We start from the raw sequence: 15,483 nt of genomic DNA, 5'->3' as shown, positions 1-15,483 counted from the left end.
CTCTGCTGCCAATGTAATCCATCCAGAGGATCCGCTCCACAGTCTTAAAGCATTAAAAACAACTGATTCAGAAACAAATGCTCATTATCGCGGTGAAAACATAACAATGCCCATACCCATTAGCATTATCACCACGACAACAAAATCCCACAAATGCGGAAGAATCTCATCCGCACCCCACAACCACAACAGGACGATCGACACATAAATAACGCCATAAGTCGCGTAAATGCGACCTCCAGCTGTCGGGTACAGAGACAAAAGCCAGGTGAGCAACTTTTATATGTTACCTATTTCGCTCTGCGCCTAGGTACCTAGGTGCGTACAGAATGTTCAACCTTATTCGGTGCTTTCATGTAGTTTAAGAAAGGTCTTCACCACGAATTCGGCGTGTGCAGTCAGATTTTCTAGAGAGTTATCGATGGGAATGCCATAAAGCCCGCGCACCAGATCCAAACGCATCAACATACCGAGAAATACCTCTGCTGAGCGTATCGAATCTTCGCACTCAATTTCACCGGCTTGTGCAAGCGCAGTTAACCACTGACTGAGCCGTTCCACCGTTTTTTGGGGACCCTGGAGATAAAAGAACTGCAAATCCAGTTCAGTGCCATGCGCGGCGTTGAGTGCCCGCATAAATTGCAAATGCTTTGGGTCAACCAGGAAATTGAGAATAGCCAAGCTGAAATCAAGCAACGATTTGTTCGCATTTGGCTTTACCCCTGGGATGAGGGTGATCGTTTCTGCAAAGCTTTCCGCTTGCCGGCGCATGACGGCCGCTATTAATTCGTTGCGATTGCTGTGCCGGGAATAAAGCGTCACTTTTGACACACCTGCCAGCTTGGCCACCGCTTCCATTGTGACTGCGTGCGGACCCTCGCCAAACAGTAGTTCCCTTGCTGCTTCCAGGATAGCCTGGTCTTTATCCTTATCAATGGGTCGCCCAGGCTGGGCGACTTGCTTATCGGAGTCTAACATGTTATCTGTACGCTTTCGTTCATTAATTGTTGAGGTTTTACTCTTCATGCGTCTGGCTCTCTTTCTTACCTTGTCCGCAGCCCTGTATGGCTGTCAGGAATCCTCTCAGTTGGATACTGGGGTGAACAGACCGCATCCAGTATACACCGTGGCTTTGTCAGAGCATTCCCCGACCATGCCGCAAGGGTTTTCAGGCACTGTACAAGCGCGTACCGAAGTTCCGATAGCCTTTCAAGTAAGTGGCCGGATTTTGAAGCGGCATGTGGACGCCGGTCAATTCGTTGAAGCGGGCGAAACATTGTTTTCATTGGACGCAAAGGACTTTGAGCAAAACCTGGAGGCTGCCAAGGCCCAATTGGCAGTTGCTGAAGCTGAATTGATACACGCGGAAGCCAACCTAGCGCGGGACAGCCGCTTGATCGAGCAGAACAGTATCAGTCAGCGTATATTTGAAGCGTCCTTGTTGTCTAAACGTGCCGCGCAAGCGCAAAAAGAGGTTGCCCAGGCTAAGCTTCGGCAAGCCGAGATTGCTCTTCAACATACATCCCTAAAGGCTACAAGGCAAGGTATTCTGGCGGATGTCACGGGCATGCCAGGGCAAGTGGTAACGGCTGGACAACCCCTGGGGATGTTGGCCGATACCCGTGAGTTAGAGGTCGAAGTGTTTTTACCCCGGAGCGTTCTTCCGCCGACCGAAGCGCTGGCACATATCGATGATGTTCGTATACCACTAAAGCTGCGTGAAACCGCTGGCGCCGCTAATGAACACAGTAGAACCTGGCGCGTACGTTATCAGATTGAGTCCTCTGAAAGCGATTTAAAGTTGGGTATGTTGGTAAGGGTCAACGTGACGGTCGCTGATTCTCCTGTAAAGGTTTTTTCAGTACCGCTGGCGGCATTGGATGAGCGAGGCGAAGGTACCCGGGTCTGGAAAATCGTCGATCGGCAGGCGCAGCCTCAGGCCATTGTGGTGGTTGGGGTTACGCCTATCTCAGCTCAAATTCATGGGCAAGGCCTTAAGACTGGTGATCGAGTTATAGCCTTGGGTACTCATTTGCTCGTATCGGGGATGCCTGTTAAGGAGTATCCGCAATGAGCTTTCCTAACCTATCGGCGATTGCTGTACGTGAGAGGTCAGTCACACTTTATTTCCTGGTTTTGTCCATTTTCGTAGGCGTCTATGCCTTTGCCACCCTGGGGCGCGCGGAAGACCCTTCCATTACACTGCAAATGTTAGTGGTGTCCGCAGTTTGGCCTGGCGCCACGCCTGCAGAGATCGAACAGCAAGTGGTGCATCCAATTGAGAAAAACATTCAAAAAGTTGAGTATCTTGACGAAATCAAGACAACCGTTAAGGCTGGTCGGGCAGATATCCAGGTCCAGTTTCATAGTTATACGCCACAGGAAAAAATGCCGGAACTACAGTTTCAGGTTAGAAAGCGCATGTTGGATCTGTCTTCCCATCTGCCTGAAGGGGTTATAGGACCGATCGTCAATGATGACTTTTCCGATGTGTATTTCAGCCTTTTCAGCCTTTCTGCGCCCGGCCTTCCGATGCGAAAACTAACACGTTACGCCGAACGGCTCCGGGATGAATTACAACTCATTTCCGGTGCCCGCAAAGCCGATTTGATCGGAGAGCGCGAGGAGAGAGTCTATGTAGATTTAAACAATGTTGTTATGACTAACAGCGGTATCACATCCCAAGCCGTGTTCGACGCGATAAGAGCTTACAATACGTTGATCCCAGCCGGTCAGATCGACACGACTGGGCCACGCTTACGGTTTCGGCTCGATGCAGATCTGTCTGATCCTCGGCGCTTGGCACAAGTCCCTATCCGTACTGGTGAGCATATAATCCGACTGGGGGATATTGCAGCCATTACCCAAGGTTACGAGGAACCACCATCATATTTAGCTCGAGTCAATGGTGAAGATGCAATGCTTGTCGGCGTTGTCATGAACAAAGGTGAAAACGGGTTGGTGTTTGGTGAACGCCTTGATGCTTTTCTAAGAAAAACGCGAGCTGAGCTACCCTTGGGTATGGAACTGGTTCAAATCACCAATCAGGCGGATGCCATTAAAGCGGCAGTTAATCTGTTCCAGGTGAAGTTTCTGGTGGCCGTTATCGTGGTGATGGGGATTGGATTTTTAGCATTAGGACTGCGCGCCGGTCTTATTGTCGGCGTCGCGGTTCCGATTACCCTAGGGCTGACGTTTGTAGCGATGAAAGCCGCCGATGTCAATCTGGATCGCATTACCTTGGGAGCATTAATCATCGCGTTGGGTTTATTGGTTGATGATGCCATCATTGCGATCGAAATGATGTTGGTAAAACTGGAAGAAGGTTGGAGTAAAGTAAGTGCCGCCACTCATGCCTGGAATGCGACAGCCTCGCCCATGCTTTTTGGCACGCTGGTCACCATGTTCGGTTTTGTTCCGATTGGATTTGCCAAGTCTGGGGTAGGCGAATACGCCGGTAATATTTTTTGGGTTTTGGCTTTTTCGCTCATTATCAGTTGGTTGGTGGCCGTTACCTTCACCCCTTATTTGGGCGTAAAATTTTTGCGTGCACCCAAGCAGAAAGCCGACAACCATATGGACGATCATTACAAATCATCCCAGGTATACGAGCATCTACGGGCTTTGATTACGTGGTGCGTTCGCCATCGGCGAACCGTGGTCTTTATTACCTTTGCAATGTTGGTATTAGGCATCGCGGGCATGGCGGGGCCGGTGGAAAAACAGTTTTTCCCAGGCTCCGATCGGCCCGAAATATTGATTGATGTGAATCTACCGCCCGGTACATCGATCATCACAACTGATGCGACCGTCAAGCGCCTTGAGGAGCTATTGGATTCCATGGGTGGTATTGAAAACTATGCCAGTTATGTCGGTGGTGGCGCGCCACGCTTTTTCATCTCAGTCAATCCCGAGCATCCGGACTCTTCGTTTGCTAAAATTATCGTAACAGCGACGGGACCGGTCGAACGTGACCGAATTATTGGTGCATTAGAGCAACATGTTGCCAATGGCGCTTTTGCCGAGGCGCGTATTCGTATTAGGCGCCTGTTATTCGGGCCGCCAGTTGACTGGCCTGTCAGCTTCCGTATTGTCGGGCCAGACCCCGCAACCTTAAGGAAAGTGGCTCACCAGGTTAGGGAGGTTATGTCCCAAAACCCTCATGTTGTCAATCCGCACTTGGAGTGGGATCAGCGTGTACCGACGTTGAAACTTGAAATGGATGAGCAGCGGCTACGACTAATGGGATTGACACCAAACTCGGTTGCTCAACAAATACAATACCGACAAGAAGGCGTTCCTATCACTGAGGTCAGGCAAGACATTAGAACTGTCGATGTCTACGTTCGTGGCCAAGGCGCCAAACCAGCCCAAAATGAGCCTCCTATTTATGAACTCCGGAATGAAGAGGGTCAAAAGATACCGCTTGCGCATCTGGGTGAGGTGAAACTGGCTTACGAAGATGCCATGATTCGACGCCACAACCGGGAGCTATTTCTGGCGGTTCGAGGGGAAGTAAAGCATGCGCAACCACAAGATGTCACCAAAGCATTGTGGGCGGATCTGGAATCAATTCGTGTAGCGCTCCCTGATGGTTACAGGATTGATATAGCTGGTAGTCTGGAACGTTCACAAGAAGCAGAGGACTCTATAAATAAAGTTTTCCCGCTAATGATTGCCTTGATGGTAACTTGCGTGATGCTGCAAATGCGAAGTTTTACTGGTGTCTTGATAGTGCTGGCAACAGCCCCTTTAGGCGTCATTGGCGCCGTTTTGGCACTGCTGGTTTTCAAACAGCCTTTCGGATTTGTCGCCTTGCTTGGGCTGATCGGATTGGCGGGCATATTAATGCGCAATACTTTAATTCTAACCCAACAGGTCAGCGATAACCTTAATGACGGCATGCTGCTATCAGACGCGGTAGTCGAGGCAGCTGTCAGGCGCGCAAGACCGGTGGTGTTAACTGCTTTGGCTGCCGCGCTCGCGTTCATTCCTTTGACGACCGATATTTTCTGGGGGCCGATGGCGTACGTTTTGATTGGTGGCGTCGTTGTGGGCACCGCCATTACGCTTTTGTTCGTGCCCGCGCTTTATGCGTTGGCATTCCGGTTGGACAGTAGATAAGCGCGTATGCGAGGAGGTTCGTCGTCAAGGAGTCAAGGTCGAGAAGCGATCAAACAGTATCCTCCAGGTCGTGACCATGTCATCGCCCGGCGAACACTATGATTCAATCTTCATCAGCAACTATACGCTGATCAATGTGATTGACGAGCTTAAGCGCATACCAGGCGTCGGCAGCGCTTCCCTGTTCGGCGCCAAAGACTATGCCATGCGTGTCTGGCTGCGACCGGATATGCTCGCCGCATATCGGCTTACTCCCAGTGAAGTCGCCGAAGCAATTCGCAACCAGAATGCGCAGTTCGCCGCCGGTCAATTCGGCCAGGAACCCATGCCAGACAACCTGGCCTTTACCTACAGTGTTTCAACCCGCAGCCGGATGGTCCAGCCCAGCGAATTCGAAGACATCATCCTTCGCTCTAACGCTGAGGGGGGAGTCTTGCGACTCAAGGACGTGGCTCGTGTGGAGCTGGGTGCTCAGGACTATGCTTTCACCGCAACGGCCAATGGGGAACCGGCCGTGCCCATCGGGATCTATTTACAACCTGGTGCCAACGCCCTTGCAACAGCAGCCGCCGTCAGAGACAAAATGGAGGAGTTGGCGCAACGTTTTCCCGAGGGACTCAATTACGACGTCCCGTTCGACACCACCAAATTTGTAGAGGTTTCGATCAACGAAGTTATCAAGACCTTTGTTGAGGCCACTATGCTTGTCGTGCTGGTGGTTTTCCTGTTTCTCCAAAACATCCGTGCCACCATTATTCCAGTGCTGGCCATTCCTGTTTCGATTATCGGTACCTTTGCCGGCATGTATTTACTCGGCTTTTCGATCAACTTGCTGACCTTGTTCGGTCTGGTACTAGCCATTGGCATCGTGGTCGATGACGCCATCATTGTTATCGAGAACGTCGAACGTCACATGAGCGAAGAAGGATTGCCGCCCAGGGAGGCGGCTATCCAAGCCATGGAAGAAGTCTCCGGCCCGGTGATCGCCATTGTTTTCGTGCTCTCTTCGGTTTTCATCCCCGTTGCGTTTCTTGGTGGACTTACGGGGGAAATGTACAAGCAATTCGCAGTGACCATCGCAGTATCGGTAATACTTTCCGGTATTGTTGCGCTCACGCTGACGCCGGCATTGTGTGCGCTGCTGCTCAAGCCCACACATGGCGAACCTACCCTGCCTTTTCGCTGGTTCAATCGCGCCTTCACCGTCCTTACAGCAGGCTACGTTGGCGGTGTGCGCTTTATACTGCGTCGTATCGGACTGGGTTTGCTAGTGTTTACCGGCCTAATGGCTATCACATTCGATTTATTCGAACGCGTGCCCAGCAGTCTGGTACCTCCTGAAGATCAAGGCTATGTAGTCATGGTCTACCAGCTGCCGCCCGCAACGGCACTCAACCGTACCGAGCAAGTCACACGTCAGATGTCAGAAAAGCTTAGAGATGAGCCTACCGTTCACTCTACGGTGACTTTCGCCGGCTTTGATATTCTAAGTCGATCTCAAAAGTCTAATAGTGGCATGTCGTTTGTGCCGTTGAAAGATTGGTCTGAGCGTACCGAACCCGCGGAGGATGCCCGCCTGTTGGTAAGTCGATTTATGATGTTGGGTGGCGATATTCGCGAAGCGATGGTCTTTGCATTCAATCCACCGCCAATTACCGGCATCAGTACAACCGGCGGTTTCGAGGGTTATCTTCAGAGTCGTAGCGGCGAAAGCCTTGACGTGCTGTTTAGCAGCTTGTTGAAAATAGCCTGAAAATAGAAATCACATTCGTCATTGAATGCCGACAATTCTGGATATAAATAATGATTTTCGTGAATAATATTGAAAATGGCCTGATCCGTTTCAATAATTGGTTCATGCCACGTTGATTTCCCTCTTTTCAAGCTCCTATTCTTGCCAATGCGGTTGTAGATTGTTGATCCTTAGCAAATTGTATACGGTCACCGCAAAGGTGACCGCCGCATCCACTCGCGGCATACCCCGATACATTATTCGTCTCAAACCACCGTATTGCTTAACCCAACCAAAGGTGGCTTCAATCATTTTTCGTCTGCGTAAACTTATTTTATAGCCAGGGTGACGAGTTGTACGTTCATCTATCGCGGAACCACCTTTACGTTCTATATTCTGAGCAAAGTGTGGTGTAAATTTCATCACCCGGCAGGCGTCAACATAATCGTGCGTATCGAAGGCTTTATCGCCACCCAATGTCTTAAGATGCTCACCCTTAATTTCCGCCAGCAGATCAAGTGATACTTCCCTTTCCGTAACACTGGCTGCCGGTGCCGTTTTCACTTTTACCACAAAGTGGTTACGATTCTCGGTTACATGACAAACACCATAGCGCAGCTTTGATTCCTGTCCCTTATTCTTACGCATCAATTCTGCATCCGGGTCCGTTCTGGAGCTATGGGTCTGATTGCTCCGTTTTTCGCCGTGAAAGTCCCGTTCACGGCTCTGAGGGGCGTCATCATCGTCATCGTCGCGTGGCTGAAAGCTCTTGTGGGATGCCCATGCATCGATCAGCGTTCCATCGACACTGAAATGATCGTCTGATAACAGATGGCGCTTGCGAGCCTGGCGTAATACTGCGTCAAACAGTTCGGGTAATACCGCATGCTCCAACAGACGCGCCCGGTTCTTCGTGAACGTTGAGTGATGCCAAACGGCATCATCCATTTCCAAGCCCACGAACCAACGATACAGCATGTTATATCGAATTTGCTCCACCAATTGCCGCTCACTGCGGATGGTATAGAGTACCTGTAACAATGACGCGCGAATCAGCCGCTCGGGGGCAACAGATTCTCGTCCAATATCGGAGTACATGTCGTCAAAATGATCATCGAGTTCTTTCAGGGCGGCATCAAGCAGTTTGCGCAGCGATCTCAACGGATGACTTTTGGGTACAAAATCCGTAACCGTGGTCGTTATAAACAGTTTAGGTTGGCTGATGTCTTCACCGCGCATAGATAGGCTCTGTATTCAAAGAGAAGAAAACGCTATTTTTCCATAAAATAGTCAGTAGGGGGAGTTTTTCAACAAGCTGTTAGCTTTAACTTCGGAACTACCACCAACATAGTCGCCACTTGCTAGTAGATTACCTAGCCGAAGCACATTCGGTATTTTGTCATACTCACCAAAAAAACGTTTCCTCCTAATCTCAAGCAAGTCTCTGGTTATTGCTTCATCTATTAGTTCTTTTGGCCCTCCAGCAATATAAACATCTCTACCAGCTTGAATGTTTGTGGAGTTAGGGGCTGCGTTGATTATTTGCTCTTTTTTATCAAGCATAGGATGCTAATCACTTTTCAGGTTCACGTTAGCGTCACGACCCGCTTGCACATTCGTTGAGCCAGCTCCTGATTTGATTTTCTGGGCCGTTGATGCTTTCTTCTTAAAGAAAATCCCCAATATAACTGATAACACCAAGACCCCTATTCCAGAAAATACCCACTCTTTTTCGGCTAAAATAGTCTGCCAAAGATCCTCTAACATACTTTCTCCTTTCTTAATCTGCGCATTTTACCACCTATATATTTATGTTTTTTGAGCTATGTTTTCACTAGACCATTACTTTCTGCGGCATCCATTCAATGAGCTCTTGCTCTTGAAAAATGGGATTCTCTTTGAATCCTGATAACTCCTGAACCCAGCCATACTTTTCACATAGCTGCACAATTTGAGTAAGCTGTTCTCTACTTGGTGCATTATTTTGAGAGTTGCTTGAAAATTCAGCAGCATTCATCTTCCAGAGATTAAGCGAATAACCAGCATCCATCGCGCTCCCAGCGATCCTCCCAGCGATGCGAAACCCTCCTACATCTATATCCCCCCAATGCATCAGCTTAGTAGGCTTGAGGGATATCAAGAGCCTCCTATAAGCCTCCAACCATGAGGGCGTGGGGTTGCCTGCTACATACACGAGCAGTAAATCATCTGGATTATCACAATACTCCGCTGCCTCGTTGAAGCTGGCAAGATTCTCTATAGTCAGCAAATATTTAATTTTTCCACTGCCAACTGAGAGCCCCTCTATTTTATCTGGGCGAAGACCTATGTAAGGTTTTAATAAGGGGATTAAGCCATCCCCCACATGAACCCGACATGTAGCGGCACCACTCAGCAGCATCGGCTGGGGATGCTTTACTAGCCCAAGGTGAGAAAAAACATTGTCATCGGCGCCATCAAATTCGCCCAGTAGATACGCGATAGGCCTCGCCAATGATTCTATGCGTTTACTATCACCAAACAACTCCGTGCTCACTCTCCGAAGCAACAAGTCTTTCTGGGATGCTCCCAATTGGTAAGCCGTCTCTATGACATGCATGCTATCAATAAACTGACTGGCCTTGTTTGCTGAAACGCCTCCGGGTGCCCTACCATGTTTCCAGCCATCAATAATAAGATCAATCGAAATGTTAGAGCCCTCTGCGACCTGCTCAAGGTGTTCAATCGCCGTTGCGGCAACTACCCACGGCAAATCGATACCAAGCAACTCGGCAGCTGCCGCTGGGTCGCTCAATGTCAGCCTGGCTAGTTGACCTTGCTCACTGGAGTGTCGATCCCAATCTGCCCTCACAGCGCGTGCTCTGATAAAGAACTGCAACCTGGCATGATAATCTTCACGATCAGCAAAGCGTTCGAGTTGAAAATACTCAGAAAGACTCGATGACGTGGCAGGAAAGCTAACTGAGCTCTGCTCGGCTGTAGGCGACAAATTGCCTTCAGTGAACACTCGACGAGCCGCACGTTGAATAAGCCTGTTTATGGTTTTGTTACAGGCTTCAGCACCTTTGCTAGCCATTATCGACACCTTGCTCGACGGACTCTGCTGTATGAGGCGCTAGCCCTAACTGTTGATAAGCGTTCTCCATCACCTCAGGATTTTCTCCTGGCATATCGCTGACCATTAGCGCATTCGCTGCTGCCTTAAATTTGGTTCGCTCCATTAGCAGATCCAACCCTTCCCGGTCCAAGTCATAGATCGTTTGTGTTATCGGCGCGAGCTTTGTACGCTCCAGCTCCGGCCCTGCCATGATCAGCTGCAAACCAATACTCTGCAGGAAGCGCGCAGTTGCCACCGCGTTTGTGGTATCCATCCCATGAAAGGCTTCATCAAGGCAAATCAACCCACTTCCACGTTGTTGTCCCTTACGGTTATGAAGGCGATAGGCCTTAGCTAATGCCGCTCCCGCAGCAACATACATCGGCGCAATGTGTTCTCCATTAGAACCCGCTCCCTGCCGATTACTCATGCGGTCAACTCGTTTTCCATCAACTAGAATATCGAGATCAAAGGTAAAAAACTGGCGATAGTCCAAAACAGCGCTTGCATTTCCAGACTCTGCAGCTGCTTCTACAAGTTCACGCAACGTCTCATTTATGTCATCTGCGTTGTCGTCAAATAACGACAGACTTTGTTCATCTTGAGCAATCTGATTGATATACCGCACCAGTGACTCATAGTGTGGAACGACACTGCTCGTAAAACGGTAACGTTCGCCTCCGGTAAATGCAGGACAAGCATCGAGAATTTTATTTCGCTCCCGTCGTTCAAGATCCATCTCCTTGAATCGGTCATGAAGCGACATCGCAATATCAGAGCGTAGGGTTTCTTCGGATGCCAGGCGTGCCTGCTCGGCTTCAGCTTCGTAGTTCTGTAGTTGGGTATCAGCAAGTTTGTGTTTTTCTTCAGATGCCCAGAAAAATCGATCGTGCCAATGCATATCTGACACCTGCACATCAAGACGTTCATCCTGCACATAACTTACGAGATCCAATGATCCCCGCTCTTCGGCTGTTTTAAGGCGCGATTGATTATTAGTGAGCTTTTTCTCAACTTCGGCAATTCGAGCGCGATACGCACTTTCAGAACGCTCTATTTCATCCTTCAAGCTATCCATCATTTCAACGACAATCAGTGAATTCTTCAAGGCAGATTGTTCGGTTTCACGGTACTCGGGTAATTGATCTAGCAAAGCGGTCTTGTCGCAAACCCGATCCTCTATTTGTTGATTAAGCCCGACAGCTAGACGATCATTTTTCGTGTACTCTTCATCCAGTTGTTGATAGCTGGCCTGAGATTGTTTCAACAACGTTCGTATCTCTCCCAGATGAGAGATATCCAGTGTCGCCAATTGTTGTTTTGCTACGGCGATAGTCTTTTCGGCTTCGGCCAATTTTTCGGCTATTCCTTCGTCATCAAAGCTGTCTTGACTGGACAACGCCCTTACCAAAGTTTCCAACCGCGTTTGTCGCTTTGTCAGGACTTCCAATTGACCTTGAATATCCGCCAAATGGCGAGATAAATGTGAGGTATCTTCAATATCCTTGCCAACGCGAAGATCGCTTACAGGTGCAACCCTGATAGACTTTGTGAGTCCGCCTTGGCTGAGCATGCCGTCACGAGTAATCGCCCGAGAATGCGTCTCCAGTTCTTCTTCAGTATCCACAAGCCGTATGTTGCCAAACTTTTGCCACAAAAAGCGGCGTGCGGTATCGTTGCTGGTTTCCAGCAAGCCTACAGCAAACTCAGCCCCTTTGGGGGCGGTGTTAACCTGGCGAAGGTGGTTGGGTTGTATAACAGCGGCTCCATCGACTTTTTGCCCGCGTCGTCGCGCTTCCCGCAGGATCTTCACGGCCTCTTGGGAGTGACCTTCTATTACCACCATCGCATCACGGTCACCACCTAAATAGGCTTCCAGTGCTGGCGCCCACTCCGGCCTCGAAATACGGGCTAGGGCAGATACTGGTTGTACAGCCATTCCGGCACGTTCCAATAATTCTAGGAGTAGTGCTGCACCGTCGTTAAGTAATCGCCCTGTTCTACCGGCAGCCGCGATTCGTCGACGAGTCGCCTCGCTCTCTTCAGTTAAGGCATCGCCTTGCTTTATAACTGCAGACAATTGATTCTTGGCAATAGCACGTACGGGGGCAATTTGGGTGTCCAACTCGCTCAATGCTTTTACCACAACCGAGCCCGAACCATCTTCGCTTCGCGCTTGCACTAAAGAGTCGATTGCGGAAACAACCAATCCCTTTGTGCTTTTAAAGGCATCATCATCAAGCACATCTCTCAATGCATTGATTAATCGATTCGCCCTTGCCAGCTCCGGATGCTGGTAGGCCTCAATCAATTGTTGATTTGCCCGGATTTCTCCTTCTAGCCGCAGACGGGACTGTTCAGCCTGATCGGATTCCAACTGGACTGTTAGCTTATTGACCTTTTCTTGTTGAGTATCTCGATCCTTTTTTGCCTGTTGCGCCTTGTCCTGTGCCACTTGGCGCTGATTGCTCAGTGTTTCAATGCGCTCGTCCAGCTCATCGATTTGCTCTCCCAGCCATTCAACCTGAAAAACCGCTTTAATGGCTTCAAGTGATGCGATCCGACGCTCAGCCGAACGAGCGCGTTCAAAATCTGAAAGAATGCCCGTCAAGCGAGAAATCCGTGCTTTGGTTCTTTTGATAAGATCACGCAATGCTTCAAACTGTTCTACCTGCTTCCGAAACGCAGCTATATCAACAGGATTAGGCTCGACAACATAGTTCCGCACAAAATCATCAATAGAGTCGACATTTTTCAGTGTCATCGACTTTACGAACGAAGACATAAATCGGCGCGAATCAGGCATTCGCTGCCCATTTAGGGCATAGAGCAGTTCTTGTACATATTCGCCGGACTTATCTGTGAAAATAGCTGTACGACCAATTTTCTTTGCCTGCTCCCTTGCCGCGTCCCGAAACTCTGCGAAAGGCATTGGGAAGCGGTCATTGCCGTCATAAACAATGCAATCATTGGCCCGTAGGTTTTGCCCAGGGAGTACAAACAAGCCTTTCACTTCATGCTGTTCAGACTCGACATCAGCTTCTATACAGATCCCCGCAGAAAGGACGTCTGCCCCAGAATCCATATCACCAAATACTAAAATAATGTAAGTACGAGCCTCGTCGCGTGCTCGGCCAATAACCTGGCTATCCTTTTCCGGGTTACGCAACATACCAAGACAATACCCGGATAAGCTACGCCGCTGTTTACTTGAAACAGACTGAGTGTTAAAGCGGGCGTATTGCTGGTTGCCGCCGAGCATCGCAATTTGAATAGCATCCAGAGTCGACGATTTACCGGAACCGTTTGGCCCGAGAAAAGCAGTAGACCCATCCATCTCGATATCAAAGGCTTCATGGAGGTAGAATTGAACCAATGCAACGCGACGAAGCTGTTTCATCTCCTGCCCCCATCAGTATCTTCTGGATTAACTCCGTCTGGCTCATACAGTACTTCTGCGTGGGCTTTCAACATAGCCAGCGATCGCTCAGTGATCAAACTCTGAATCCCTGGCAGTATTTCCACATACCACGTTACCTCGCCCACGTTATCGGCTTTCACAGCTCGAGCAATACCCCAACGCTTCATCGCGTCTAACATAGCCATCAACTCAGTTTGCGGCTTCATGGGTAGATCGCGACCGGTCGATTCTTTAAAAGCTGTTTCCAATTCGGATAGACTGACACCCGCTATGCCGGCATTGAGAGAACCGCGATTCATATGATGGTCGTAGAGCTTTCTCAGCACCAAGGCCAAAAGCGTATGCATTAGAGGTATTTTGCTGACATCCGGCTGTGTGGGGACAGCCGCGACATAGCGCTCTCTTGCATTGTGGTCAAGTTTGCAACCCAGCAGGTCAAGCACTTCTGTGTATTCTTTTTCGTAGGCAGCAATAAGATCGTAGTCGACACGTTGCTTTGCGTTGGCTTGGTAAAGAATCTGATCGACGATCAAGCGAAGCGCTGCTCGTTGAAAATCTTGAACAGTGAACGTTCCCTGGCGTTCAGCAACACGGTGCCAATTAACCGACATACGCCTGCCCTTTGTTTTGAAGTCGACGAATCCTTACTGATGGCGCTTCCAGATATTGATTCTCAAAACGCTCGCCGGTGAGCTCAATCTCAATATATCGCCCGAGCTCTCTGTAGAGCTTGTCTCTCACTAGACCTTTTTTCTCGTTTCTCAGCGCTCTTTCCGCCACGAGTCCTAACCGGCTGAAAGCGGCCAAAACACATAAATCGTTGATCGACTCAACGACCAACGATCCGCTTTCGATTTCACCTCCAGAAGGCAAGTGGCGATCAACATAGGCTAGTATTTTGGCCTCAGAAACTTCGCGATTACCTTTCATTATTTGTCGCACCAAACGCCGGGCCTGAGCTTCGGGAGAGAGCTGGCGTTTTTGAATAACCGCGCCTTTACGCTTGAGTGGTTTCACAGTAGGTAACTTCAGAGCTGCTTCACTGAGAAGCCTGCCTTGTGACCACCCCATCGCTATCAACAAGTCCTCTTCTTTCTGCGAATCTGCCGTGCGAACAAGAGCATCAAGCGTCTGATCGATCCACAGATCGAAATTACCCTGTGACCTTACTTTATACTCTAGGTAACCCAGTGCCTGATCGTTCGCGCGGGTCACTGCATCTTTTAATCGTGTCAGTAGCCTGTCTACTTCGCGCAGTGCCAGTACCCTTGAGGTGTCGGCGTCAATCAGGTAATCCGCCTCCTCATCATTTCGACAGCGGAGATTCTTTCGATACCAGGCTCGCAATTTTCCTCTACTTTCAGTCTCCTCAGATATCTGGGAAACCAGATCAATAATCTCCCACCGAGATGTCAATGGGTGGTTTTTAGAGAATAAATCGGAGTAGTCTCCAATATACAAACTCGATATATACTCACCAAAAAAGCGCTCGAGAAAAATGTGTGTTGTGTTTTGCTGACGAAGATAATCGCTTGCTTCCCGTACACGCATCCTTGTGGTGTTCAACATGCGCAACAGCGCTGAACACTCCTTGGCAGCCAGTTGAAATACAGCCGCATTCGCCTCAGGGTCAGCTTGCACCTGAACCAAGTTATTGCGTATGGACTGTACGCGACCACCGATGAACTCCGGACCTTGCTCTGCAAAGTTCTTCAGTAGTTCAAAAAGCCCTTGTACAGTTGGCCGCATGATGATGAATTGAGTAAATCCCACTCGGTCAACACTAAGCCACTCACTCTCCGTCAGCATTTTTAATGCACCATGCGCTCTTACATTGAGTGGTGTTCCTAGCTCCTCAGGGTCAGCCCCATGCTCATCGTCCCAGCGTTGTAGAAAACGCTCAATGGAGGCAGTCACGCGCTTTTGAGTCCAGCCTTCTCCATCAGGAGGGTCAGCCTCGGGCGCAAAAAAGTCGTTATACAGATGGGACAGCAACAACCAATTGCGCCGAGTGTGGTCAACCGCCCCTAATGGACGAAAGACACGCTCCGGAACTCGATCAAAGAGATTAGCGATCAAATCAGTCATTGGTCTTCCCTTCTTTTAACA

The 15,483-nt window shown here is 49.4% G+C and carries 11 protein-coding genes and 1 pseudogene; 3 read left to right on the top strand and 9 right to left on the bottom strand.

The genetic code is table 11. The annotated features are described in order from the left end of the window. Positions 1-84: 84 nt before the first annotated feature. Positions 85-261, bottom strand: coding sequence for a YnfA family protein (locus Kalk_RS00580; RefSeq protein WP_407656844.1), 177 nt, complete (start codon positions 259-261; stop codon positions 85-87). 78 nt (positions 262-339) lie between these two features. Then, positions 340-1,026, bottom strand: a complete 687-nt coding sequence (locus Kalk_RS00575) for a TetR/AcrR family transcriptional regulator (protein WP_087461793.1) — start codon at positions 1,024-1,026, stop codon at positions 340-342. Between Kalk_RS00575 and Kalk_RS00570 the strand changes: the two genes are divergently transcribed. From Kalk_RS00570 to Kalk_RS00560, 3 genes and pseudogenes are all read left to right on the top strand, one after another. Continuing rightward, on the top strand, positions 1,025-2,074 hold the full coding sequence (locus Kalk_RS00570) for an efflux RND transporter periplasmic adaptor subunit (RefSeq protein ID WP_157678301.1): 1,050 nt from the start codon (positions 1,025-1,027) through the stop codon (positions 2,072-2,074). The genes Kalk_RS00575 and Kalk_RS00570 overlap by 2 nt on opposite strands. Next, positions 2,071-5,124 carry an efflux RND transporter permease subunit gene (locus Kalk_RS00565; RefSeq protein ID WP_087461795.1) on the top strand — a complete coding sequence of 1,018 codons (3,054 nt, stop codon included), beginning with the start codon at positions 2,071-2,073 and terminating at the stop codon, positions 5,122-5,124. The genes Kalk_RS00570 and Kalk_RS00565 overlap by 4 nt, the downstream gene beginning before the upstream one ends. Positions 5,125-5,134: 10 nt before the next feature. Continuing rightward, positions 5,135-6,877 (top strand): annotated as a pseudogene (locus Kalk_RS00560) (efflux RND transporter permease subunit); the annotation flags it as partial. A gap of 135 nt (positions 6,878-7,012) precedes the next feature. Here Kalk_RS00560 and Kalk_RS00555 read toward each other — a convergent pair. From Kalk_RS00555 to Kalk_RS00525, 7 genes are all read right to left on the bottom strand, one after another. Beyond that, complete coding sequence (locus Kalk_RS00555; protein ID WP_101892368.1) at positions 7,013-8,095, bottom strand: IS5 family transposase; 1,083 nt, start codon at positions 8,093-8,095, stop codon at positions 7,013-7,015. A gap of 51 nt (positions 8,096-8,146) precedes the next feature. Next, positions 8,147-8,419 carry a hypothetical protein gene (locus tag Kalk_RS00550; protein ID WP_101892367.1) on the bottom strand — a complete coding sequence of 91 codons (273 nt, stop codon included), beginning with the start codon at positions 8,417-8,419 and terminating at the stop codon, positions 8,147-8,149. Positions 8,420-8,425: 6 nt separating this feature from the next. Next, positions 8,426-8,623, bottom strand: a complete 198-nt coding sequence (locus Kalk_RS00545; RefSeq protein ID WP_101892366.1) for a hypothetical protein — start codon at positions 8,621-8,623, stop codon at positions 8,426-8,428. A gap of 67 nt (positions 8,624-8,690) precedes the next feature. Beyond that, on the bottom strand, positions 8,691-9,932 hold the full coding sequence (locus Kalk_RS00540; RefSeq protein WP_101892365.1) for a Wadjet anti-phage system protein JetD domain-containing protein: 1,242 nt from the start codon (positions 9,930-9,932) through the stop codon (positions 8,691-8,693). After that, positions 9,925-13,353, bottom strand: coding sequence for an SbcC/MukB-like Walker B domain-containing protein (locus Kalk_RS00535; protein ID WP_101892364.1), 3,429 nt, complete (start codon positions 13,351-13,353; stop codon positions 9,925-9,927). Before Kalk_RS00535 ends, Kalk_RS00540 begins: the two co-directional genes overlap by 8 nt. Beyond that, the gene (locus Kalk_RS00530; RefSeq protein WP_101892363.1) at positions 13,350-13,985 is read right to left on the bottom strand and encodes a DUF4194 domain-containing protein; all 636 of its coding nucleotides are present in this window, start codon (positions 13,983-13,985) and stop codon (positions 13,350-13,352) included. Before Kalk_RS00530 ends, Kalk_RS00535 begins: the two co-directional genes overlap by 4 nt. Continuing rightward, positions 13,975-15,462 carry a Wadjet anti-phage system protein JetA family protein gene (locus Kalk_RS00525; RefSeq protein ID WP_101892362.1) on the bottom strand — a complete coding sequence of 496 codons (1,488 nt, stop codon included), beginning with the start codon at positions 15,460-15,462 and terminating at the stop codon, positions 13,975-13,977. Before Kalk_RS00525 ends, Kalk_RS00530 begins: the two co-directional genes overlap by 11 nt. Positions 15,463-15,483 lie beyond the last annotated feature (21 nt).

Origin of the sequence: Ketobacter alkanivorans (assembly GCF_002863865.1) — a bacterium.
Classification (GTDB): domain Bacteria; phylum Pseudomonadota; class Gammaproteobacteria; order Pseudomonadales; family Ketobacteraceae; genus Ketobacter; species Ketobacter alkanivorans.
This window is presented reverse-complemented; position numbering and strand designations above follow the sequence as displayed.